This is a genomic window from Microbulbifer sp. ABF4_148, assembly GCF_056158985.1.
This window is the reverse complement of record NZ_JBSWUI010000001.1, coordinates 3,489,938-3,513,377: the sequence shown is the minus strand read 5'-3', so window position 1 is coordinate 3,513,377 and position 23,440 is coordinate 3,489,938. Positions and strand designations below refer to the sequence as shown.

At 55.7% G+C, this 23,440-nt stretch carries 19 protein-coding genes; 13 read left to right on the top strand and 6 right to left on the bottom strand.

The window, feature by feature from the left end; genetic code table 11:
- Positions 1-315: 315 nt before the first annotated feature.
- A complete protein-coding gene (locus ACXAD0_RS15500; RefSeq protein ID WP_475089509.1) occupies positions 316-1,374 on the top strand; it encodes a hypothetical protein in 1,059 nt (352 codons plus the stop codon).
- A gap of 151 nt (positions 1,375-1,525) precedes the next feature.
- Entirely contained in the window at positions 1,526-2,236 is a 711-nt protein-coding gene (locus ACXAD0_RS15495) for an NlpC/P60 family protein (RefSeq protein ID WP_475089507.1), read from the top strand.
- 93 nt (positions 2,237-2,329) lie between these two features.
- On the opposite strand, the gene ACXAD0_RS15490 is transcribed toward ACXAD0_RS15495, so the two are convergent.
- The gene (locus ACXAD0_RS15490; protein WP_475089505.1) at positions 2,330-4,195 is read right to left on the bottom strand and encodes a DUF885 domain-containing protein; all 1,866 of its coding nucleotides are present in this window, start codon (positions 4,193-4,195) and stop codon (positions 2,330-2,332) included.
- 462 nt (positions 4,196-4,657) lie between these two features.
- On the opposite strand from ACXAD0_RS15490, the gene ACXAD0_RS15485 reads away from it, so the two are divergent.
- Together ACXAD0_RS15485 and ACXAD0_RS15480 are read left to right on the top strand one after the other, a co-directional pair.
- Entirely contained in the window at positions 4,658-4,999 is a 342-nt protein-coding gene (locus ACXAD0_RS15485; RefSeq protein WP_475089504.1) for a 4a-hydroxytetrahydrobiopterin dehydratase, read from the top strand.
- A gap of 137 nt (positions 5,000-5,136) precedes the next feature.
- Entirely contained in the window at positions 5,137-5,367 is a 231-nt protein-coding gene (locus ACXAD0_RS15480) for a DUF1272 domain-containing protein (protein WP_475089502.1), read from the top strand.
- A 38-nt stretch (positions 5,368-5,405) separates the two neighbouring features.
- Here the strand turns inward: ACXAD0_RS15480 and ACXAD0_RS15475 are convergent, their stop codons facing one another.
- A complete protein-coding gene (locus tag ACXAD0_RS15475) occupies positions 5,406-6,164 on the bottom strand; it encodes a TlyA family RNA methyltransferase (RefSeq protein WP_475089500.1) in 759 nt (252 codons plus the stop codon).
- A gap of 110 nt (positions 6,165-6,274) precedes the next feature.
- Here ACXAD0_RS15475 and nhaA point away from each other — a divergent pair, with 110 nt between their 5' ends.
- Positions 6,275-7,756, top strand: a complete 1,482-nt coding sequence (gene nhaA / locus ACXAD0_RS15470; protein WP_475089499.1) for a Na+/H+ antiporter NhaA — start codon at positions 6,275-6,277, stop codon at positions 7,754-7,756.
- Here nhaA and ACXAD0_RS15465 read toward each other — a convergent pair.
- Positions 7,750-8,574 carry a Mut7-C RNAse domain-containing protein gene (locus tag ACXAD0_RS15465; RefSeq protein ID WP_475089498.1) on the bottom strand — a complete coding sequence of 275 codons (825 nt, stop codon included), beginning with the start codon at positions 8,572-8,574 and terminating at the stop codon, positions 7,750-7,752. The two genes, nhaA and ACXAD0_RS15465, sit on opposite strands and share 7 nt — an antisense overlap.
- 223 nt (positions 8,575-8,797) lie before the next feature.
- On the opposite strand from ACXAD0_RS15465, the gene ACXAD0_RS15460 reads away from it, so the two are divergent.
- The 3 genes from ACXAD0_RS15460 to ACXAD0_RS15450 all read left to right on the top strand — a co-directional run bounded on the left by ACXAD0_RS15460 (position 8,798) and on the right by ACXAD0_RS15450 (position 12,126).
- Positions 8,798-10,171, top strand: a complete 1,374-nt coding sequence (locus ACXAD0_RS15460) for a flavin monoamine oxidase family protein (protein ID WP_475090404.1) — start codon at positions 8,798-8,800, stop codon at positions 10,169-10,171.
- Between the two features lie 183 nt (positions 10,172-10,354).
- Positions 10,355-11,740, top strand: a complete 1,386-nt coding sequence (locus tag ACXAD0_RS15455) for a hypothetical protein (protein ID WP_475089497.1) — start codon at positions 10,355-10,357, stop codon at positions 11,738-11,740.
- 5 nt (positions 11,741-11,745) lie between these two features.
- Positions 11,746-12,126: an MmcQ/YjbR family DNA-binding protein gene (locus ACXAD0_RS15450; RefSeq protein ID WP_475089496.1), complete on the top strand. Its 381-nt coding sequence runs from the start codon at positions 11,746-11,748 to the stop codon at positions 12,124-12,126.
- Positions 12,127-12,227: 101 nt separating this feature from the next.
- Here ACXAD0_RS15450 and ACXAD0_RS15445 read toward each other — a convergent pair whose 3' ends face one another.
- The gene (locus ACXAD0_RS15445; RefSeq protein ID WP_475089494.1) at positions 12,228-14,723 is read right to left on the bottom strand and encodes a hypothetical protein; all 2,496 of its coding nucleotides are present in this window, start codon (positions 14,721-14,723) and stop codon (positions 12,228-12,230) included.
- Positions 14,724-14,964: 241 nt separating this feature from the next.
- Here ACXAD0_RS15445 and trxA point away from each other — a divergent pair, with 241 nt between their 5' ends.
- Both trxA and ACXAD0_RS15435 read left to right on the top strand, forming a co-directional pair.
- On the top strand, positions 14,965-15,819 hold the full coding sequence (gene trxA / locus ACXAD0_RS15440; RefSeq protein ID WP_475089492.1) for a thioredoxin: 855 nt from the start codon (positions 14,965-14,967) through the stop codon (positions 15,817-15,819).
- Positions 15,820-15,845: 26 nt separating this feature from the next.
- Positions 15,846-16,163, top strand: coding sequence for a YqfO family protein (locus tag ACXAD0_RS15435; protein WP_475089491.1), 318 nt, complete (start codon positions 15,846-15,848; stop codon positions 16,161-16,163).
- Between the two features lie 71 nt (positions 16,164-16,234).
- On the opposite strand, the gene ACXAD0_RS15430 is transcribed toward ACXAD0_RS15435, so the two are convergent.
- Together ACXAD0_RS15430 and ACXAD0_RS15425 are read right to left on the bottom strand one after the other, a co-directional pair.
- Entirely contained in the window at positions 16,235-17,419 is a 1,185-nt protein-coding gene (locus ACXAD0_RS15430) for a sterol desaturase family protein (RefSeq protein WP_475089489.1), read from the bottom strand.
- Between the two features lie 92 nt (positions 17,420-17,511).
- The gene (locus ACXAD0_RS15425; RefSeq protein ID WP_475089488.1) at positions 17,512-18,051 is read right to left on the bottom strand and encodes an NUDIX hydrolase; all 540 of its coding nucleotides are present in this window, start codon (positions 18,049-18,051) and stop codon (positions 17,512-17,514) included.
- A 101-nt stretch (positions 18,052-18,152) separates the two neighbouring features.
- Between ACXAD0_RS15425 and ACXAD0_RS15420 the strand changes: the two genes are divergently transcribed.
- The 3 genes from ACXAD0_RS15420 (at position 18,153) to ACXAD0_RS15410 (ending at position 23,418) form a co-directional block, all read left to right on the top strand.
- On the top strand, positions 18,153-19,496 hold the full coding sequence (locus tag ACXAD0_RS15420) for an efflux RND transporter periplasmic adaptor subunit (protein ID WP_475089486.1): 1,344 nt from the start codon (positions 18,153-18,155) through the stop codon (positions 19,494-19,496).
- Positions 19,497-19,540: 44 nt separating this feature from the next.
- On the top strand, positions 19,541-22,708 hold the full coding sequence (locus ACXAD0_RS15415) for an efflux RND transporter permease subunit (protein WP_475089484.1): 3,168 nt from the start codon (positions 19,541-19,543) through the stop codon (positions 22,706-22,708).
- A 101-nt stretch (positions 22,709-22,809) separates the two neighbouring features.
- Positions 22,810-23,418 (top strand): NUDIX hydrolase, encoded by a 609-nt coding sequence (locus ACXAD0_RS15410; protein ID WP_475089483.1) that lies wholly within the window; start codon positions 22,810-22,812, stop codon positions 23,416-23,418.
- The last annotated feature ends 22 nt before the right edge of the window (positions 23,419-23,440 follow it).

The window sequence follows — 23,440 nt, the reverse complement described above, 5'->3', positions numbered from 1 at the left end:
TTGCCGCCTATTAATCAGTTTCTGTCGTCCATTGATACGCGAGTAGGGCCCAGCCTGTTGCTTCAGGGGAGCTACCTCCGTATATTGCGCTCCTCGCAGCGAAATGCTGTTTCTTTTTCCTCAGTAAATACCTCAAAAGAAGGGAGGCTCATGTGTTGATTTCAAATGTTTGTGAACAAATGCTGGGTAGTTCCTTCGCGCTCATCTTTTCCTGATTGCGCCTGGCCGATACCCGGCTGATTCACATAGATAAAATTTCCGAGCTGACAATGTCCTGACTTCGACGTTGATGCTTGTAATGTCTGCTATTTGCTGATGCCCGTTGCGGATATCGCAGGGAGGACTATTGCCTGCGATTTGGGTGTTGGCCGCAAGAGCGAATTGATTATGGAAAATTCAGAGCTAAATATGCTGCTCGATTGCCTGGGCGGCGAAAGAAGGACGTTTTACTACTTTAGAGACAAATACTGTCTCGAGCTGGTGGGACGTTTGATGGCTCGTGAAAAACGGGAAGAGATCTCCTTGCGGGAGTTGCGAAAAGGGCAATATGCCAAATTGCTGGAGCGCCCGCTGATGAAATCTGTTCTCGCTTCATCAGGCAACGGTAACCTGAACCGTCGCCAGCTGGATGTATTGTGGCCTGAGGAGCACCACGCTTTCAGCCTGACACTTGATGCCTGGAGGCCAAGCTGTAAGTGCTGCGCTCAGAGTTCAAGGCGGGGGGCGACCCTGGTGTTACAGGTAAATTTCGATATGCGGCATAACCGTCTATACGAGCAGTTACTCGCGCCGCTGCCGGAACGACTGCGATACAGCCAGAGAAATGGGAAAGTGTCCCTGCGGGGATGGAGTGGTCATCCTGTGAATCGTGTTCGGGGCTGCACGATGTCGTGGGTTAGATTCGACCTGGATCTTGAGACTGGCGAATGCCTTATCGAGGAGATTCAGAATGACTGGCTCAGACAGTGCGCCGATTTCGCGAAGTACCTGAGGTCATTGGATCTAAGCGAGAAATCGGAACTGCTAGAGCGGCGCTACCCTCTCTTTGCCGGACATTATCGGGAGTTTGTTGAGTATGAAAGGGAGGTTTTGGAACCCTATCGGAAACTCTGGATGGAAGTTTCCTTGATGGCTGCGATTGATTTTATTCAACGGGATATTGGTAATCTGGATATCTATTACCACACATTTGCAACCGGTGCGGCGCTGAAGGGGATACGTGGCCGCCGGCCGCCGCGCTCGCTGTATACCAAGCTTCCGGAAAAATTTGGTTTTCAGTTGGTGGACGATGCACCGGAATTCCTGAGGAAGGATCGGTTCGCCCGTCGCTGTATGAAGGCGCTGAAGGAACCCGTGCAATTTTACCGCCTGTAATGCCCTGTGCCAGAAGGAACTTGTCCCGAACTGCGGTGCGTGCAAAGGTAGTTGTTGAGCCGGTGGTATTGCAACTGCCTATGGGTATCGGCATCTTTTCAGGGCTCGCAGTATGGAGGCGATTCAGCACACTTAGATAAGGAGGTTTAAGGTGACAGTTAAAGATATCCAGGAAGCCCTGCACGGATTGGGTTTCGATCCGGGGCCGATTGATGGCATCAATGGACGCAAAACCATCGCGGCTATCAAGGCTTTTCAGGGCGCACGTGGTCTTATTGTAGATGGACTGGTGGGGCCGAAGACGCGCGCAGCCCTGTTCGAGAATGTCGAGGTTCCGGAGGCGCGTGGCTTTGAAGTTCCGCTCTCCATGCCCTGGTTACAGACAGCGTATCAGCTGATTGGTACTCAGGAAGTGCCGGGTAAGGGCGCCAACGAGGCAATTATGGGCTGGGCCGAGGATCTGGAGATGTCCTCCTACAGTGATGACGACATTCCCTGGTGCGGACTCTTTGTTGCCCACTGTGTTGGTTCTCAGCTGGCAGATGAAGTATTACCTGCCAGCCCACTAGGGGCACGGAACTGGCAGCGCTTTGGTAATAGAATTGATCCCCAGCTTGGCGCGGTGATGGTCTTCTGGCGAGGTAGTCCCGACGGCTGGAAAGGGCACGTGGGTTTTTACTGGGCAGAAGACGATGAGGCGTATCACATTCTTGGTGGTAATCAGTCGAACTCAGTAAGCGTTACCCGAATTGCGAAAAATAGGTTGCTGACGGCTCGTTGGCCGGAGGGTGGCCTATTGGTCGATGGCCAGGTTCGAAAAGCCGCAACCAACGGGAAGCTACTGTCGACAAATGAAGCGTGAAGGGGCAGGACTTAGGATCATTTAGTCTGAACCGGATCCCTACCAGGCTTCGTTTGTGAGGCCTGGTGGGGGCGGTTGGATGTTTGATGTTTATTACTGCGCGATCTCGCTCAGCATTAACTCACGGATGACAGGAACAGGCGCGTTGCCGTAGCTCAGGAACTTCTCGTGGAATTCCTTCAGGTTGAACTTGTCTCCTAGCTTTTCTTCCATTTCTTTGCGTAACGCCATAATGTCGGCAAAGCCCGCGTAGTAGCTGGTGAGCTGCACCTGGCTCAGTGTCGCGCGGCGCCATTTACCCATTGCTTCCGCTTTCTGCTGAAAGGCATCGGTGACCATCAATTCCATGGCGCGATCTTCGTCGATGCCTTTGACCTGGATTTCATAGTCAAGAATCGTGTTGGTCAGAACGCGTAAATTCCACTTGTAGTACATCAGCCACAGTTCGGGCGAGAAGTCCCCGTAGCCCGCGTCCAGCATCATACGCTCGGTATAAACCGCCCAGCCTTCGATCATCGCGCCATTGGCGAGGATGCTCTTGATCAGGCTCGGTGACTTGTTGGCATAAACCAGCTGAGTGTAGTGTCCGGGGATCGCTTCGTGGATGTTCAAAATCTGCATCAGGTAAGAGTTGTATTCCTTCAGGAAACTCTCGGCCGCATCATCTGCATAATTCTCGATCGGCATGACGTTGTAGTAGGTATTGGCCTCGGTATCATAGGGTCCGGGGGCATTGATAGAGGCGACTGAGAAACCACGCATATAAGGCGGCGTTGTTCTCACGACCAGCGGTTTATCCTCATCGAGGGTCAACAGGTCTTTTTCCTTGACGAACGCGACCAGTTCTGGAATTTGCTTCTCCACTTCCGCCTTAAACGTTTCCTTGGTCGCATGGTTTTCGGAAAGCTTTTCGAGTACTGCAGAGATCTTTTCCAGTCGGTCCGCTGGTGCCTCCTTGTCGGGGAAGTATTTGCTCCAGAGTTTATCGGCCAGTTTGCTCATCTCTTCATGCAGGACCTCTTTATCACGGAGGGCGCGTTCGTAGAGCTCCTTGGCTGTCATGCCAATCTGGATATCGTATTTGAATTTCTCCTCATATAGCTTTTCACCAATGCGGAAGTCTTTGTAGTTCTGCGTCTTTTCCAGATCCGAGTGTATGGTTTGCAGGTGGACGACATAGTCCTCAATGGCTTCGCGAGCAGATTCCAGGCGTTGCTTGAAGGTTTCCTTGTCTTCCTGAGATAGCGAGCTGCTTTCCAGTTTCTTCTCGATATCTTCCCCGAAGACACTCAGAGCGCCTTCGTTTTGCTGAATTGCGAGCAACAGTTGCGGCGAGGCTGGTTGCTTGAGGGAAGCTTTTGCGGCTGCATAGTACTCAGGCACTTTTTCGAGCCGACGGCTGAAAATACTGAGCCGCTCGTCAAGCGGGGCAAACTCATTGTTTGCGATCAGGGAAAAGCCATGGGATACGTTATAGGCCGCGGGATTCCACTGGAAGGATTTGAACGCGTTCTGTTCCCATTCGATTTTGTCGAGGAAGTTCTGGATCAGGGCCAGGTCGCTCTTCGCCTGCGGGTCAAGCGCTTCCTTGTCGAGTGCGGCAAACTTGTTCTTGTAATCCTGTGCGAAGGCCAGGGTTTTTGCTCTTTGTGCATCGTCGGGAATGGCCAGCTGGTCGGCAACTTTGTAGTAGCCCGCTTGAATGGCCCAGGAAGGGAAGAGTTGCCACATATCCAGAATCATCTGCTCACTGAGCGCATTAAATCTGGAGGTCGCGTCATCCCCTTCTGTGGTGGCATCTTGCGCAGCACCGCTGCCTGCGGCATCCGCCCATCCTTCGTCCGAGGATTCGCTGGTTGTGTCCTGAGATGGCGTCTGGTTTGCGGTGTCAGCCTTTTCCGTCTTGCCACAACCACTGAGGCATGCCAAAAGCACTAGGGGAATGAGGTATTTGTTCATGATGTCCTTTGGGGATCTTGTGCGTCGTTACTGTTATCTATCTCGCTCTGCGACGTGCCCATAGGGGCATTCGCCACAACACGGCTGAAGCAGGCGAGGATCTCCGCTGGGGAGGCCCCTACACTATAGAAGTATCAGGCGCTGTTGAGAACTGGCGCATACTGTGCGGAGGGCCCGGCACTTGATGCTCGGCACCTGACGCCAACTTCGGTCAGCATGTCGTCTAAATGACCTTTTTACAGCACTCTATACCTCTCATTTGAATGAAAAGCGCATAGAATCAGGTTTTCTTCATGATGGTTGTCTCGTATTCGCGCCGTGCGTACAGTTGGCGGGTCAGATTGTCATCATAATTCCCTCTCAATAAATTGACGGCGCTCAGAGTGATTGACGGGCACGCGTACACAAGGTGTGTGTCAGGGTTGTCATCTATTGAGTGGTATAAAAATTCAAGGAGCTCTTATGACTGATCTTGCCCAGCAAGAATGTGTAGCCTGCCGTGCCGACGCGCCGCTGGTGAGCGACGAGGAACTGGCGGAGCTGATTCGTGAAATTCCCGATTGGACCCCCATTGCGCGCGATGGCGTGATGCAACTTGAGCGTGTGTTCAAGTTCCGCAACTTCAAGCAGGCGTTAGCGTTTACTAACCGCGTCGGGGAGATCGCAGAAGAGGTTGGTCATCATCCAGCGTTGCTCACTGAGTGGGGCAAGGTCACGGTGACCTGGTGGAGCCACGAGGCCAAAGGCCTGCACCGAAATGACTTCATCATGGCGGCGCGTACCGACCAGCAGGTAGAGGCGTAATCCTGCGACCCTGATGCCCGGTCATGTTTGCGTCTGACGTCACCCCGACAGGGCGTTGGGGCGGCGTCAGGCTTGTTGGCCCGGAGATGGGCCGATAAAGGGAGCGTTTTCATCCAGGATGGATAGGCGGAATATTGATGTTAAAAATGAAGTCGACTTGCGAGCGATGTACCGAGCCGCTGAACCTCGGGGCAGAGGCGTACATTTGCTCTTATGAATGTACCTTTTGTCCCGCTTGTGCCCAGGCATTGGCCAAGCGATGTCCCAATTGTCAGGGGGACCTTGTGTTACGGCCTCCGCGCAAGCAGTCACCCACAGCAGTACCCACATCCGGATTTCGCGCCAAGCTGGAAGAGATCTTGCCCTGAGGGGTAATACGGCCGCCTTCGCGGCAGCCCCGTACCGTTCAGTCTGCCTTTTCCGCCCACAGCAGAAACTCACGATTGCCATCTCCCCCGAGGATGGGGCTCTCAATGTAATCCCTGACTGACAATCCCAGGGTCTCGCACAGTGACGTGATTTTATCGCGCACCGGCCCGTACAAGCTTGCATCGCGCACAAGGCCCCCTTTGCCGATATTCTCGGCGCCAACTTCAAACTGCGGCTTAACCAGACTCAACAGCTGCCCCCGATGGCGTAACAGCGCCGGTAACCGGGGCAGTATCAGGGTCTGTGAGATGAAGGACACGTCCATTACGATGGCGTCAAATCCCTCGTCGCCAAACGGCGCAATCTGGTTTGCCTCGAGGTGTCTGGCGTTGACACCTTCGAACAGGTGCATACGCGGATCTTCCAGAAGGCGGGTGGCCAGTTGTCCATGTCCAACATCGACGCCCACCACCATGGCGGCACCGCGCTGTAACAGGCAGTCACTGAACCCGCCAGTGGAGCAGCCCACGTCCAGCGCGCGCCACCCCTTAGGTTTGAGGCCGGTGTGCTCGAGAATCCCCTCCAGCTTGAGGCCCGCACGGGACACATAGCGGTCTTCGGGCAGTGCTTCTACCTGAAGTGCCTGCTGCTCCGAGATCGGCATGCTTGCTTTGCGCGTCGGTTCCCAGCCTGCTCCCTGATCGAACTGTACTCTCCCGGCGTCGATCAGCTTGCGGGCATGGGTGCGGGAGTTGGCGAGGCCCCGCTCTACCAGGGCTAAATCAAGGCGTGTCATAAGAGGCAGAATAGTTCGGATAGTGGAGGTTGACGCGTGCGTCATGCTAACCTCTGTGCCCCCGTCATAGAAGCTCTATTCTTAGAGGTACGAGAGGAGTCCGCTGTCCAATGGCGAAAAGTGTTCTCAAAAAGTTCAGGATCCGCAAAGGGAAGGTTTTCGAAGCGCCACTGGAAAGCGCTTTTGGCCGCCTCGTCACCCCATTTGAGGAATTTATCCACCGCCAGAGCAGCAGTGGCTTGCTGCTTATGTTCTGCGCTGCCGCGGCGCTGGTCATCGCCAACTCACCCCTGCAGGAAGCCTATGACCACCTGCTGCATATCCCGGTGAGCCTGAATGCAGGCGAATGGAGCTTTTCGCTGACCGTCCATCACTGGATCAACGAAGGCCTGATGACGATCTTTTTCTTCCTCGTGGGGCTGGAACTCAAGCGGGAGTTTCTCGTGGGGGAGCTGTCTGAGCTGCGCCAGGCGGTGTTGCCGGTCATGGCGGCAATTGGCGGTATGGTGGTGCCCGCGTTGATCTACGCCTCCTTCAATGCCGGGGGCGAGGGCGCGCGTGGTTGGGGTATTCCCATGGCCACCGATATTGCGTTTGCGGTTGGCTGTATCGCCCTGCTTGGCAATCGTGTGCCGCGCTCGGTGGTGACCTTTCTGGTCGCCCTGGCGATCGTTGACGATCTGGGCGCAATTCTGGTCATTGCGATCTGGTATACGGAAAGTGTCAACATGACCGCGTTGATTACCGGCGGTGTGCTCGTCGTGATCATGTGGCTGTTGAAGGGTGCCGGGGTGCGCCGCTCGCCCGCCTACATTTTCGTGGGTATCTTGCTGTGGTACGCGTTCTATCAGGCGGGGATTCACGCGACACTCGCGGGCGTGATTACCGCGATGGCGATGCCGGCAAAACCAAAATATGATCCGGTCGCCTTCAGTACCTTTGTAAAAGATATTATCCGGAGCTTTGACCGGAGCTTCCGCCCTGGCGACAAAATTATTGCGAACGATGCCCTCAGGGCCCGCGTCACTGCGCTGGGTAACGGGGTGCGCCTCGCCCAGTCGCCTCTCCAGCGTATGGAAACCCGGTTGCACACTCCGGTAGCCTTTATTGTCATTCCCATTTTTGCCCTGGCCAATGCTGGCATCCCAATCGACAGCTTTACCAGTTCGGAAGCTGTGCTGAATCCGGTGACCATCGGGGTCATTATGGGGCTGGTATTCGGCAAGCTGATCGGCATTGTCGGTGCGACCTGGCTTGGCTGGCGGCTTGGGCTGGGGAAATTACCCAGTTCGGCGACCTTCCATCATATTGTCGGTGTGGCGCTGTTGGGTGGTATCGGCTTTACCATGTCCATATTCATTACCGAACTCGCGTTTTATGGCAAGGGTGATTTGCTGGTGCAGGCCAAAGCGGGTGTGTTGCTCGCGTCCGTGATCGCCGGTGTTGCCGGTTTCCTGATTTTGCGCAAAGCCCCGATTGGCGAAGATCCGAATCTGGAGACGGTAGGACGAGACGTCGACACGGACGAAGATGGCGGTTCGGATGAGCACGCGGGAGATCCGCTGCCTACCGGACTCGGCAAAGGTCACTGAGTACCGTATCGGGTTTGTGGCATGCATATGTTTTCCAGCTTTGCCCGCATTCTCTGGTAGTGGCTGCCTTGCCAGTAAACACGGGCGCAGGCAGTGCACTGCCAGAATTCGGTGTAGTACTGCCGCGTGCGTGGTTGTAATTGATGGCTGATCCGCTTTTTGTCCGTGTGCCGAAGTATGCCGTTACACTTCAGGCAGCGGGTAAATGGCGCTATACAGCCATGCAGTGCCCAGCGATCAAAAATTTCCGGTAGCTGTTTATGTGGCTGTATGGCCCTGACAAAGTAACCAGCTTTCAGGGTCGATCGCATCAGTAATCCGCGATCTCTGCTTAAAAGAATTCGGCCCTGTTGGTTGGCCTGTCGCACCAGCGCGCTGTCGTCCGTATTAATGGGGATGGCGGAGTCGATGCCAAGCATGCGTAGTTGGCGCGTGAGTGCACCCAGATGACAGTCCAATAGAAAAGTGGGTGGCCTCGTGACCGGCGGTTGCAAATGGAGCAGGGGCCCCGTGCAGTGCTGTTTCCCTGGCGTCATAGTGGCCGGATACACCAAGACTTTATCTCCCCCTGCGAGCTCGTATTCGAACGGCACGGAATGCCCGTTGACTACAATGAGATCGATTTCGACGTGAGGTATGTCCAGGCGTTGCAGGGTGTCTTTGATGGAGTTGTATTGTCGTTGGTGCAGCGTGTGTTGAGCCTGCTTTTGTGATCCCCGTCGCAATTCTTTCAGGTCCCCACAAAATGTGATTTGTACTGGCGCGCCATCAATTGAATTTGTAGATACTGACGTCTCTGGCGTGTGCGACTTTTTCATGGGAATCGTGTTGGCTATTGCGCCAATATGGCGTTATATTGATCCTTTTTTTACCCTGCCCTCAGTCTTTTTTGCTCGGCAGGCGAGTGTTTGCAGTTTGCTCTACCCAAGTATGGTTGAGCGAGAGCGCGCAGCATTTTCTGACATTGGTCCGCACCATTGCGAGCCTGGACAGATAAGCCCGGAATAAAACAGAACAAGCGGGAGTGATCCATTGGAACAGGTGCAGGTAGCAATCATCGGAGCGGGGTTGTCCGGTCTGCAGGCTGCGCGGCTGTTGTCGCAGGATCTGGACGTTCGCGTATTGGAAGCCAGGGAGCGAGTTGGTGGTCGTTTGTATCGGCATCAATTCAGTAATGGCGACAGCGTGGATCTTGGTGGCCAGTGGATCGGTCCCGGCCAGGAGCGCATGTACAGACTCCTCGCGGAGCTGGGTGTGCAGACGTGGCCACAACATACCGAAGGCGATAACTTACTTATCCTTCAGCAAAACCTGCGCCGCTATCGTGGCGAGATTCCCCTGACCAACCCTCTGGTGTTTGCGGATCTTGGGCGAGCATTAGGTGCGTTTGACACACTCGCTGCGCAAATTGACCCCTCTGCGCCCTGGGTGCACCCCAAGGCCTCCGCCTGGGACAGCATGACCCTGCAAACCTGGGTGGAAAAACATACCTTTACGCGGCGAGCCCGCGAGCTGTTTGCGGTTGCTAGCGGAGCAGTATTTGCGGCCGAGCCTGCGGATATCTCGCTGTTGCATGCCCTGTTTGTGGCGCGATCGGGAAAAAGTCTGCGCACGTTGATGGCAACGCGGGATGGCGCCCAGCAGGACCGCATTTCTGGCGGTAGTGCGGCACTGTGTGAACAGATGGCCGCCTCACTGGGGGATCGCGTCTCACTCAATGCGGCGGTGGAATCTGTTCGACGCACGCCATCTGGACGTCTGCGTTTGCGTTATACGGGGGGTGAGCTGGAGTGTGAACGGCTGATTCTCGCCGTGCCGCCTAATCAGGCATTGCGTATCAGATTTGAGCCCGCGCTGCCGGGTTGGCGTGATCAGTTATTGCAGCGTATGCCGGGTGGCGCCTGTATCAAGTGCATTGCGCGCTACGAAGAGCCGTTCTGGCGAAAAGAAGGGTTGTCAGGTCTGGCCGTGGGAACTTCTGTCCCTGTGCAAACGGTTTTTGATGTATCTCAGCCCGAACAGGGTACCGGGATACTCATGGGGTTTCTCAGCGGGGATGCAGCGCGTCACTACAGCAGTGTTGATGCGGAGCATCGTCGAGCGGCGGTACTCGACTCGTTTGCCTGGTTTTTTGGAGAGCGCGCCCGTCAACCGGTCGAATATATCGATCTGGATTGGTCGAGTGAGGCCTGGACACGGGGCGCTTACGCTGCGGTGATGCCCCCCGGTTTCTGGACTCGATATGGTGACCAGATGCGCGTTGTGAATGATCGTATCCATTGGGCGGGCACCGAGTTCGCACGGGAATGGTACGGCTATATGGAAGGTGCTCTGGAGTCCGCCGAACGCGTGGCCAAGGAGGTGCGTTGGCAGCTTAAGGAAGAGCCATCCCCGTCGGCGGTGAACGTGCCCTGATCTTCAGCAGGCGCTGCAACGAAGCTTTGCGTGCCCACACTCCCTACCAATTCCCCGGTAATTCGCGCCGTTTCCTCTGGCCGGGTGCGCATTTGTCTACGCACCGCGGTATAGTTTGTCTGATGCAATATTCCTGCGCGGTGTCTTGCGGTCGGCATCTGTGCTTAGTAACAAGGAAACCCTATGAAACGCTTTTCTTCGCCGTTAGCCCCGTTTTTGGTGGCTGTTATCGCCGTCGCATTGACGGGTTGTGGCCCCAAAACACCGTCTCCGGATGAGGCGACCACTGCAGCCGTCGAGACAATGGAAGAAGCCGCCGATGGCGCCGGACCCAATGAGGAGACGGAAGAATCCTCCATGGATCAACTGGCCAAAGAATATGTCATGTTGATTCTGGAACTCGGTAATCACGATAAAAACTATGTTGATGCCTATTACGGACCGGAAGACTGGCTAGAGAAAGCGAAAGCCAGTGAAGCGAGCGCTGCCGATATTGCCGAGCGAGCCGAAATCCTGATGGCCAAGTTGCCTGCACAGGTGGCGCCCTCATCCGACATGGATACCCTGAGAACCCACTATCTCAAGACCCAGTTGCGCGCGGTCCTTTCCCATGCACGTGCGTTGGCTGGCGAGGAAAAGCCCAATTTCGAACGTGAAGCCAAGGAGCTTTACGATACCGAACCTCCGCGGCAGGACTTTTCTGAATTTGAACCGGTTCTGGCCGAGCTCGAGGCATTGCTGCCGGGAGAGGAGCCTCTGCACGAGCGCGTTGATGCATTCCGCAAGCAATACGAAATACCCGCAGATAGCCTGTCGGCGGTATTTGATGCTGCGATTGAAGAGTGTCGAGAGCGGACCAAAAAGCATATGTCTCTACCGGAGGCAGAAAGCTTTGTGCTGGAGTATGTCAAAGACAAGCCGTGGAGCGGATACAACTGGTACAAGGGCAATAGCCAGAGTCTTATCCAGATCAACACGGAGCTGCCCATCATGATTGATCGCGCGGTGGATCTCGGTTGTCACGAGGGCTATCCGGGGCATCATACTTACAATGCCTTGCTGGAAGAAAAGCTGGTCGACAATCGCAACTGGATCGAATACAGCGTGTATCCGCTATTCAGTCCACAGTCGTTAATTGCCGAGGGCAGCGCCAATTATGGTATTGAGCTGGCTTTCCCCGGAGATGAGAAGCTGGCGTTCGAAAAGGAGCAGCTCTATCCGCTTGCAGGGTTGGATCCGGATACTGCTGAGAAATACAGTCAGGTGATGAAGCTGGTCGGCAAGCTGAGCTTTTCCGGTAACGAAGTTGCACGTCGCTATATCAACGGCGAGATTGATGCCGACGAGGCTACCGAACTTTTCCAAAAGTATGCCCTGATGAGTCCGGGTAAAGCCCGCCAGCGGGTACGCTTTGTGGATACCTATGGTGCGTACGTGATCAACTACAACTGGGGTAAGAAACTTGTCGCGGATTATGTGGAGTCCGGGGCAACCGGACAGGATGCGCGCTGGGCTCGTTTTTCCCGCCTGTTGTCCTCACCCCGTCTGCCGTCTTCCCTGAACTGGTAGGCCTGGTGGATCGGGCGACTGCACGCCAGTATTTATTGTCGCGTCCGGAGGCGGTAGAGGACTACCCCTTCGGGCCCGATGTGGCTGTCTTCAAAATCGAGGGAAAGATGTTCGCGACCTTGAGTGTGGAGCGGGGCATTGTTCGATCCAATCTCAAATGTGATCCCGATGAGGCCCAGGCTCTGCGAGACATTTTCTCTGGCGTGTTGCCTGGCTATCACATGAACAAGCGACATTGGAATACGGTATTGTTCGACGGCAGTGTGCCGGACTATGAAATAGAACGGTTGATGGATCGTTCGTACGGGCTGGTTGTGCGCGGGCTGCGGAAGGCGGAGCGCTCTGCGTTGGAGCTGCAGTACGGAGTGGAGCAAGTCTATCGATAGGGTGCGTTAAATATTCCTGCATGCGCCATGTACTTTGGCGCATGCAGGAGGCTCACGGTCTAGAATAGCCGGCCTCTGCGCTTACATAGGTGTCCCTGTCTCTAATTCACGCTCGTATCGATTACGATAAAGCGTGGGTTTTTCGTCGAGGGAGTGGAGGCGGCATCAAACTCCTGCGAGTATACGAATACTTTCTCCCCGCCGTTAATGATTGGTCCATCCAGTAAGAATACCGTATCCGGATACTCCGTTAGACTTTTCTGTTCGTAATTTTCATCCAAAATCTGGACCCGGCTATGACACGCTTGGGGAGCGCCGCGGCATTCGGTTGCAGGATTTACAATGCCCGCATTGGTCCATAACGCGCGCACACTACCGCCATCGAAAGCGAATAGATTCAACAGTTGTGTCACTTCTGCTTTATTCTCGATTGAATAGACCGTCCTGTTCCACCGGTTGAAACCGAGTGTTTTGTCTGGAGAAAATTCCAAATCCACTGCGCCTGGAATGAACTCGGCATTTTCAGTTTTGATTAATGTAAGGGTCTCAAAATCCAGGGTGTAACCCTTTTCAGCAATATCTTTAAATTGACTGGAGAGGTAGCGAAACCCGAGATCTATCGACTGGCTGGCCGACGCTATGACCTCCAGCCCCGGTCCGAAGACCTCAACGTTTGGAAGTGCTGCCGCGGAATCGTATGTTTCGCGAATCAGATAATTCCCATCCGTCGAGTATCCTGTAATCCAGTCCACGGGGGGAGGGGGAAGAGATCTGTCGGAGGAAAGCGGTAATTCCTCCGAGAGGTCAAAAAGCACCAAATCAGTTGGGGAGAAGATCAGGACCAGTCGATTCTGGGCGGGCCAGTGGACAACCTCAAACTGTTCTCCGTTTACGCCCAGCGCTCTGTTAATGTCCAGTGGCGGTAGGAATGAGCGGGTTTCCAGACTCCATCTAAGAATTTGGGAGGCGACGGGGCTACACCCTTCAACATAGCATCCGTCCCAAAAATAGGCTGTATTAGTCGCCTCATCGAATAGGTGATTCATCGTCCCGATGCGTTCGATATAGCAAATTTCTCCGTTGCCATCGCTTTCTTTGCTGCAGGCGCTATTGTTCGGATACAGGTCTTCTGTGTCGGTAACGCCGTCATTATCGTCGTCGGTATCTGCAACGTCTCCAATGCCATCACCATCGAAATCGGCGGATTCGCTAGGGTCAAGTGGAAAGGCATCATCTGGGTCAAGGACGCCGTCTCCATCATCGTCATCATCGTTCGCGTTGATGATGCCGTCGCCATCCGTATCGCGGTTGTCCAGTACTTTAATACCTTTAGCAAAGCGCTGAATGAATTCGCCGGACGGATCGGTAGCGATAATAGAGACGCGCCAATCTCCGGGCTCGCTGAAGGTGATATCGAAGGTGCCGTAGGCTAGCTTTTGCACATCGGCAAATTGGGCAATGTCATCTCCAGAAGCTGTTCGTGAGGAGGCCAGATCATCCACGGAAAGCTGGTGGTTGAGCAAATCGCCATTCAGGTCAGTAATGTTGTTCGACAGTCCAACGCTCTCTTTAGCGCCCAGGTTGACGGTTGTATCACCTTGATTAAAAAAGCTGTCGATGGTGCTGGGGGCGACATTGACGTCTCCGAAGAAATCCACTTGTCCGGTTTCGAGGTCACTCATCTCCAGTCGCACACCGAGATCGGATCGCGTTTGGCCATTGCCGGGAAAATGCATCACTTCGATATCAAAGTCGGGCCAGAGCCCCACTTTTCGAATCATGCCAGTGTTGGCATTCACTCCAGAGATGAGGCTTGTGATCTGAAAGTCTTCGCCTGTGGCTTCGTTAGCGCGCGTTAACACGGCCAATCCTTCGGTTCCCACCTCGATACCGCCCTTAAATCCGTTGGCATCGACAAGATGATGAGGTGAGGAGAGGGGCAGGAAGAATTCAAACTCTTCGGATCTAAGAAGCAGCCCCGATGTGTTCTCCATAGCCTCAAGGTTGGAGGTTACTACGATCCGGCGAGGTTGCGCGGAGGCTTTGTCGACTGCTACGTCCGTGGATCCATTGAGCGTGGCACCTGAACCGGTCGCTTCGATGCTCAACTCGTTCAAACTGATTTTGGCGGAGTATGCGCCATCAGAGCCAGCCTCGGTCAAAAAAACTTCCACAGTGCCGTCGACTTCCTGATCTACGGAATCGCTGCACTTGTCGAACGTAAGCTTTTGATTTTCACCGCCGCCGGTAACTTCTGCGGTGACGCTGCCTGAAATATCGCACGGAATCGTTTGCGAGGAATTATTGGCTGATGAAAATGTGGGTGTAGACGTGATGTCCAGAAAGTCGTTGATCAAGTCGATATTCAAATTTGTAATTTCAACGACGGCGCCAGTGAAACTGCGCAAGTTGTCAGCTGAGATATCCGCGCTGGCGACGAGCGGTGCGTCAGAACCGCTTCCACCCTGATCATCGACGGGCGGTGGTGGAGCATTATCGCTGGAACCACCTCCGCCTCCGCCTCCGCCACAGGCTGCTAGTAATAGGGTGAGCGTGACAACAGTCGCCTGAGTGAAATTTGTAAGGTGGCGGTTCATGGGAGTTCTTCTTTGTCTGTCTGGCAGATAACCTAAAATTTGGATGTTAATAGTGCCAAAGTGAATAAAGTTCAGGCAAGGTACTGTGTCCGTTTTGGTCGAAAAATGATCGAGCACTGTCGGCAGGGAGAGGTGTCTGACTATTGGGGGATTGTTGGATAGTGTTACGCATGGAAGTGTCCGTTGGTTGGTCACCAACTGATCGGTTAAACTGCGCCCAAAACCCGTTCGAGGAAAGTTTGTGAGCGAATTTATTGTTGATGTGACGGCGGAGAACGCCCAGCAGGTCCTGATCGAAGAGTCCATGAAACGCCCGGTAGTGGTTGATTTTTGGGCAGACTGGTGCGAGCCGTGCAAACAGTTGATGCCGGTTCTGGAAAAACTGGCCAATGAGTATGCGGGCCAGTTTTTGCTGGCGAAGGTCAATGCGGATACCGAGCAGATGCTGGCCGGGCAGCTGGGCGTGCGCAGCCTGCCCACCGTAATGGTGCTGAAAGAAGGCCAGCCTGTGGATGGGTTTGCCGGGGCGCAGCCAGAACAGCAAATTCGGGAAATGCTCGACAAGTACCTCCCCAAGCCCTGCGATATCAAGTTGCAGCAGGGGCAGGCGCTCGTCGCCGAAGGCAAACTCGATGAGGCTTTGCCGGTACTGCGGGAGGCCTATAACGAATCGGAGGAGCGCGCCGATATCGCCAAGCAGTTGGCGGCAGTCCTTCTGGAGCTGAACCGTGTAGCGGAAGCCGAGGCGGTGCTTGGCAAGATTCTCATGGCGGATCAGGATGCCGATTACCAGCAGTTGATGGCCCAGCTGGAACTCAAGCAGCAGGCAGCGGAGTCGCCTGAAATCCAGGCGTTACAGCAGGCGCATGAGGCTAACCCTGAAGATTTTGACACCGCTTATAACCTGGCCGTGCAATACAGCCAGAACCATCGTCAGGAAGAGGCGCTGGAGCTTTTGTTGAATATCCTGCGCAGCGACCTGGGTTATGGTGACGGCGTGGTGAAGCAAGCTTTCCTGGATATCGTCAAGACACTCGGCGCTGGTGATCCTGTGGCCGCCAAGTATCAGCGCAAGCTGATGACTCTGATGTTCTGAATTCTGGCTCCTGCGGATACGTCTCCATGTACAAGCTTTGTATCTACATACCGGCAACTCACCTGGAAGCCGTCAAGGAGGCGCTATTCGCCGTCGGCGCCGGCCGTGTCGGGGACTACGACAGTTGCTGTTGGCAAGTGTTGGGCACCGGCCAATTTCGTCCTCTCGAGGGCAGCCAGCCCTTTCTAGGACAGACCGGGCAGGTTGAGCAGGTGGCCGAGTATAAAGTCGAGATGGTCTGCGAAGACCATCTCGTCGATACCGCGGTGCAGGCTTTGCGTGCTGCCCACCCCTACGAAGAACCAGCCTTTGATCTGTGGCGACTGGACTCTCGCTGCGGTTAATCCGCTACCGCCGGCTGTGGTGATAGCGCTGCGATAGTTTCATGTAGCGGTACGACTTCCCGGGCGACGTACTAGGTATTTTTCTTGTCGGCGTTGCCTGAGCGTTTGGCAAGATCCAGCAGCGCGGAAACGGGATAAAGCAGCTGTCCCCAAAAATCCCTCGGCAGGCGCTTGGTGGTTCCATAGTCCGCAGGCCAGTGATCCCCGGGTAAATGGTAGGTTCCGAACAGTCGATCGAACAAAACCGTATGCGCAGAGTAGTTCGTATCGATAGCAGGCTTTTCCGAGCTGTGATGCCAGTGATGGAATTGTGGGGTGACAAAGATTGCTTTCAGGGGGCCGAAATTCAGCCTAGTATTGGTGTGGATCAGCACCGCTTGCAGCGCCGCAAAAACCACATAGATATCCAGTGCAGTCTGGTCTGCGCCCAGTAAGTAGAGCGGTACCAGGACCATGGCACGCTCCGAAAATACCTGCAAAAAATGTCCGCGGGAACCTGCCAGCCAGTCCATATGTTCGACGGAATGGTGGACGGCATGAATGGGCCAGATCCACTTGAACTCGTGATAGAAGCGGTGCTCCCAGTACAGGACAAAATCAGCACACAGAACGACCAGGGCAACCTGCAGCAAGAGCGGTGTCGACTGTACCCACTGCTGAAGCGCCGGGCTCACTGCCCAGCCGAAGTGACTGGCGTGGTAGTTCCCGTAGATGAGAATGGCCGAGATCAACAGGTGGTTTAAGCAGAAGTAGAGGAAGTCGGTATCCCATTCCGGGCGCAAAATGACCTGATTTCGATACTTGGGAAATAGCTTCTCTATTGCCATAAAAATGAACATGGAGCCGAGGAGCGCAAGAATCAGCCAGTCGACACCCAGAGAGAGCCTGACGGGTTCGACCGGCCCGACCGGAATGTTGTATCCACCCAGTGCGAAGGCCGTCAAGGTCAAAGCCAGGCCTGCGAGGCCCATCCGCCGGTAGCGCCCCAGAACAAACGTCAGAATGCCAAAAAACAGCGAGGCATACATGCCGTATTTGAGCAGCTTCTGCAAAGCAGCGGCATCATAGACCTGCCGTAACTCGATGGTGGTAAGGTATGCAGGGTAGAGGTAGGCAAAGACTGCCAGCAGACTCAGGGCACCGAGAAAAACGGAAAGGTAGCCGCTAATCCGCCCTTCACCCCAGCGAAACTCTTTGGCACGGTTCAGGGGAACCCTGCGCTTCCTGTACTGATAGTCTTCTGCGCCCGAATCCATCTTCCCTTTCCTCCGTTTGCGTCAGAAACCCGACCGATCAAGTTTGAACTGATTCCTAATCTATTGGATCGGCGAGGCAGGCGCAATTTTCTCTAAAGCTTCCTTTGTATGACACCCCGGTGCAGGCCGAACTGACCGCTGCGTCTGTCGCGCAGGTAATGTTCCAGGGTCGATTTCATGATCGGGAAGGCCAATTCGTCCCAGGGAATATCTTCTTCCCGGAATAGCGCAACCTCGAGCGATTCCGGGCCTGGCCCAAAATTGGTATCGGTGAGTTCACCGCGGTACATCAGGTAAACCTGATTGATATGGGGAATGTCGTATACCGTGTAGAGATCGTCGACGCGAATGTTGGCACGCGCCTCCTCCCATGATTCACGCAGTGCACCTTCCTCGCTGCTTTCTCCGTTCTCCATAAAGCCCGCGGGCAGGGTCCATAACCCCAATCGCGGTTCGATGGCGCGCTTACACAGCAGAATCTCGTCGCCCAGATAAGGCAACACACCGACAATAACGCGTGGGTTGATGTAGTGAATGGCGCCACAACTACCGCACAGGTGGCGGGGGCGATCGTCCCCATCGGGGATGGCAAAATTCACGGCATCGCTGCCGCAGTGACTGCAGTATTTCATCGCGGCAGTATACCCGTCCCGGTACCGTGCAGTGCAAGCAATTGTCAATTAGACGTCGCCTATAGTTGTTGTATGAGGTTATTTTCAGGCGTTTGCTGCAGTTGAAGAAGTTCACTGACTCCGGCCAGATCGTTTGTCGGGTTGCGCTCCTCGCACTGGCTGGTGTGAGTGGGTTGATTGCTGCCTGCGGGAAGAGTGAGCCGCCACCCGAGCCGCCACCGCCACCCGTCGAGGTCATTGCGGTTCGCGAGCAACCGGTGATTCCGCGCTTCGAGTACGTGGGTCGGATCGAGGCGACCGATGAATATCTGGTGCGCTCTCGGGTAGAGGGCTATATCGCTGCGCGATATTTCGATGAAGGATCGATGGTGCAGCGCGGTCAGCAACTTTACCTGATCGATCCACGTCCGTTCGAAGCCGCCCTGGATAGCCAGAGGGCCGCCGTCGCGCGGGCTCAGGCGGCACTGCAGGTCGCAGGACGGAACTTCGAACGCGGCAAGGAATTGATTAAAACCGGCGCCATCAGCCGGGCGACTTTCGACGAGCTCACCGGCAATTTTGAGGAAGCCGAGGCGACCTTGAAGTCCGCCAGGGCAGACGAAGAAAATGCCCGCCTTGATCTGTCCTTTACCGATATTCGCGCGCCCCTCACAGGCCGCATTGGCCGCAGTGCCTTTACGGAAGGTTCTCTGGTCGGCCCGCAGTCAGAGCCGCTCACCTCCATCGTCAACATGAATCCGATTTTCGTGCTGTTCCAGATACCCGAGGATCAGCTGTTTGCTGTGCAGGTGGAAGAGGAGCAGCGACGCGAGGCAGGCCAGGAACGGGTGCGGCGCGATATCCGCATCGAGCTTCCCGATGGCAACTACTACAAGTATCCCGGTGTGATCGTTTTCGGTGACAACCAGATTGACCCAAATACCGGCACTCTGGCGGTCAGGGCGCGGTTCGAAAATCCCCGCCAGTTTCTGGTGCCTGGACAGTTTGCCCGGGTTTCCATACGGGTTTTTGCCGGAGATGAGGCGATCAAGCCGCTGGTGCCGCAGGCCTCCGTACTCGAGGATATCCAGGGGCGCTACGTGTACGTCCTGGATGAGAATAATGTCGCCAAAAAGCGTTACCTGAAATTGGGTCAGCGCGAGGGCGAATTGTGGGCGGTGGACGAGGGGCTGAAGGCGGGGGAGCGGGTCGTCGTCAACGGCTTGCAGCGCGTCGTGAATGGCAATCCAGTCACTCCACAGAATACCGCCGTGGATCCCTACGCCCCCAAGGAAAAGCCCTCTGAAGGAAAAGCGATCGAGGAGATGCCAGCCGGACCGAGCAGCAGTACACCGGCCGGGCGTGATCGGGCGGTAGCCGGCCCGGATGACAGGGGCGCGAGCGACACCGGCTCGCCCGCTTACGATGATCCGGAGTCGCTGCAGGAGGCAGGGGATGTTAAGTAGCCGCCCTGCCAGCGCTCAGCGCGACCCGCCGGGGAGGTGTTGAAGTGATCAGCGCCTTCTGTATCCGTCGTCCACGTTTTGCTTTCGTGGTATCCATCCTGATTACCCTTTCGGGACTGCTATCGCTGCCGATTCTCCCGGTGGCGCAATTCCCCGATATTGCGCCACCCACCATTACCGCGACTGCGACCTTCACCGGTGCCAGCGCCGAAGTGGTTCGCGACAGTGTGGCGGTTCCGATTGAATCGCAAGTGAATGGCGTTGAGGACATGATGTACATGTCTTCAACCAGCGGTAATGACGGCTCCTATAACCTCACCGTCACGTTCACTACCGGCACCGACGGTGACATTGCCCAGGTCAATGTGCAGAACCGGGTTCAGCAGGCCATGGCCGGCCTGCCGGAGGAGGTCAAGCGCGATGGTGTGGATGTGCGCAAGCAGTCCAATACCATGCTGCTGGTGGTCAACCTGTTCTCTGATAATGATGAATTTGATGAGCTGTTCCTGGCGAACTACGCGCAGATCTATATCCGTGATGAGCTTGCACGGATTCCCGGTGTGGCCAGTGTGGATATCATGGGCGCCATGGACTTTGCCATGCGTATCTGGCTCAAGCCTGATCGCATGGCGTCTCTCGATATCACGACCGAGGACGTAGTGGCGGCGCTGCGCGCGCAGAATGTGCAGGTAGCCGCCGGTCAGCTCGGCGCGGCCCCGATCAGCGAGACCCAGCAATTCCAGTACAACATCATCGCCCGCGGGCGTCTGGTCACCGCTGAGGAATTCGGCAATGTAAGTATTCGCGCGTTGCCGGATGGCGGTATCGTACGCGTGCGTGATGTCGCGGATGTCGAATTGGGCAGCCAGTCTTATGGCGCCTTTGGTCTGCTGGATAACAGGCCGTCTGCGGTGATCGCTGTGTATCAGTTGCCGGATGCCAATGCGCTGTCCGTGGCCGAGGCGGTACGCGCGCGTGTCGACGTGCTCGCGGAGCGGTTTCCGGAAGATCTCGAGGCGGCAGTGATCTATGACACGACTCGGTTTGTTGTGGCATCCATTGCCGAGGTGGTGAAGACGCTGATCATCGCCCTGCTGTTGGTGATCATGGTGGTATTCCTGTTCCTGCAGGACTGGCGTTCCACCGTTATCCCGGCCATAGCCATCCCGGTGTCATTAATCGGTACCTTTGCCTTCATGCTGGCGCTGGGTATGAGCATCAACACCATCACCCTGTTTGCATTGATCCTCGCCATCGGCATTGTGGTGGACGATGCCATTATCGTGGTGGAGAACACTCAACGCCTGATGGGTGAGGGTCTGGCGCCGCCGGAGGCGGCACTGGAATCCATGCGTCAGGTCACTGCGCCGGTGGTGGCTACCACGCTGGTCCTGATGGCGGTGTTTGTTCCCGTCATGCTGATGCCAGGGCTGACCGGACAAATGTACAAGCAGTTTGCGATCACCATCAGTATTGCGGTGGTCATTTCCTCGGTGAACGCGCTGACATTGAGCCCGGCATTGTGCGCCACCGTGCTGAAACCTGTGGAGAAGGGACGCGCTGCGGGAGATCGAACCGATGGCATGTTTGGCTGGTTCAACCGTGCCTTGCACGGGGCCAGCGGATTCTACGAGCGAATGGTGGGGGTCGGCATTGGTCGGCCGTTGCTGGGGGTGGCATCCATCGCAGGTCTGTTGTTTTTCCTCGTCTGGCTGTTTCGGGAAGTGCCGACCGGGTTTATCCCCAATGAGGACCAGGGATATTTCATGGTGCATGTACAGCTCGCAGATGGAGCTTCCATCGAGCGCACCGGACCGGTGGTGACGCGACTGACCAACATGCTGCGGGAAGAGCCCGGCATGGAGCATGTGATGGCGGTGCCCGGGTACAGTATTCTCGCCGGTTCCCTCGCTTCCAATGCGGCGTTCATGATTGCCATTCTCGATCCCTGGGATGAGCGTACCGATCCATCGTTGCATCAGATGGCCATCATGGAGCGGGCGCAGGCAAAAATGAATGAGGTGAAAGAAGCGCAGGTCATGGCCTATCCGGTGCCCCCAATACCGGGCGTGGGTTCCGTTGGCGGTTTTGAATTCATTCTGCAAGATCGACAGGGGCGTCCGGCGGCGGAGCTGGCGGAGGTCATGTATGGCCTGATCGGTGCGGCAAACCAACGACCTGAGATCGCGCAGGCGTTTACGAGTTTCCAGGCCTCCACCCCGCAAATGGAACTCATCGTCAACAAGGACAAGGCGCATATTATCGGGGTGCAGTTGACGGATTTATACGAGACGTTGCAAACCTTCCTCGGTGGACTGTATGTCAATGACTTCAACCTGTTCGGCAAGGTGTTCCGGGTCATGGCGCAGGCGGAGTCTGAATACCGTAATGACGAGGAAGATCTGGCAGGGTTCTACGTGCGGGCGAAAAGCGGCAATCTGGTACCGGTAACCTCGCTGGCGGAGATCAAGCCCATCGTCGCCCCGCAGACAATCAATCGCTACAACATGTACAACAGTGTCACGATCAATGGTTCCCCAAATGCCGGGTATTCCAGTGGCCAGGCCATGAATGCCATGGCTGAGCTTGGGAACCAGTTGCCCGCCGGTTACGGGTATGAATGGACGGGCCAGAGCCTGCAGGAAATTTTGTCAGGTAATATGGCGCCGATTCTGTTCGCCCTCGCGATTGTGTTTGTGTACCTGTTCCTGGTCGCACAATATGAGAGCTGGAGTATTCCGGTTGCGGTGTTGCTGTGTGTACCTATTGCGCTGACCGGAGCGTTGTTTGCCAACTGGATAGCGGGGGCGGAAAACAACCTGTATACCCAGATCGGGCTGGTGCTGCTGATCGGGATGTCGGCCAAGAGCGCCATCCTGATTGTGGAGTTTGCCAGTGAGCAGCGGGCTTCCGGCCAGTCCATTCGCAATTCGGCGTTGACGGCAACGCGCCTGCGTTTTCGTGCGCTGCTAATGACCGCCTTGTCATTTGTACTCGGCGTGGCGCCCTTACTGGTGGCCACTGGCGCCGGCGCCGCCAGTCGCGTATCGCTGGGCCTGGCCATCTTCGGTGGCATGGTGGCAGCCAGTGTGTTCGCAACGCTGTTGGTGCCCATTTACTACGCCCTGGTGCAGTCCCTGCGGGAGCGTATTCGGGGCGAGCGCGCCAGTGGTATTAAGCCGCCAGCCGATCCCGGTCCCAGTGAGGGATAGGCCGAAAATTTTTCACGTCCTGCGAATCCATCGATATTGGCGCATAATGAGGGAGATCAAGACAAAACATTGCCCCGTTGGTGCAGTGTCGGACAGAAGTAATGCTGGTAGATATCGAACAAAAATTAGACGCATTGCGACCAAAGCTGGTAAGCCAGGTACCGAGCGGACCTGACTTGAGCGGGCATGCAGCCGTTCTACTGGCGCTAACCGATGAGCCGGATCCTCAGGTCATCCTGACGTTGCGCGCCGCCCACCTGTCCACACACTCCGGTGAAGTCTCGCTGCCCGGTGGCCGCTGGGATACCACCGATCCGTCGCTCGAGTTCACCGCGCTGCGCGAAACCCAGGAAGAAATTGGCCTGCCGCCTGAGCGGGTGAGGGTACTGGGTCCGTTGTGGTCCCGGGCGACCCGGTGGGACGTACAGGTGACTCCCTGGGTGGGGGTGGTGCCCGCAAATGCGACTCTGACGCCCAATCCTGGCGAGCTGGATGCGATCTTCCGGGTACCACTGTCGTACTTTTTGCGCGACCCACGTATTCGCACCGATCGCATTACCATCGACAAACGCTCGGTTTATTTGCCGGCATTTGAATACGAGGGTTTTGAAATCTGGGGCTTTACGGCGGGTGTCCTCACGGAATTCCTGACGCGGGTGCTCGGCGCCAGTTTTGGTCGCCGGGACGACGTGCCGTTGCGTGCCCTGTAATCTGGCCCAAAGTCACGCACAT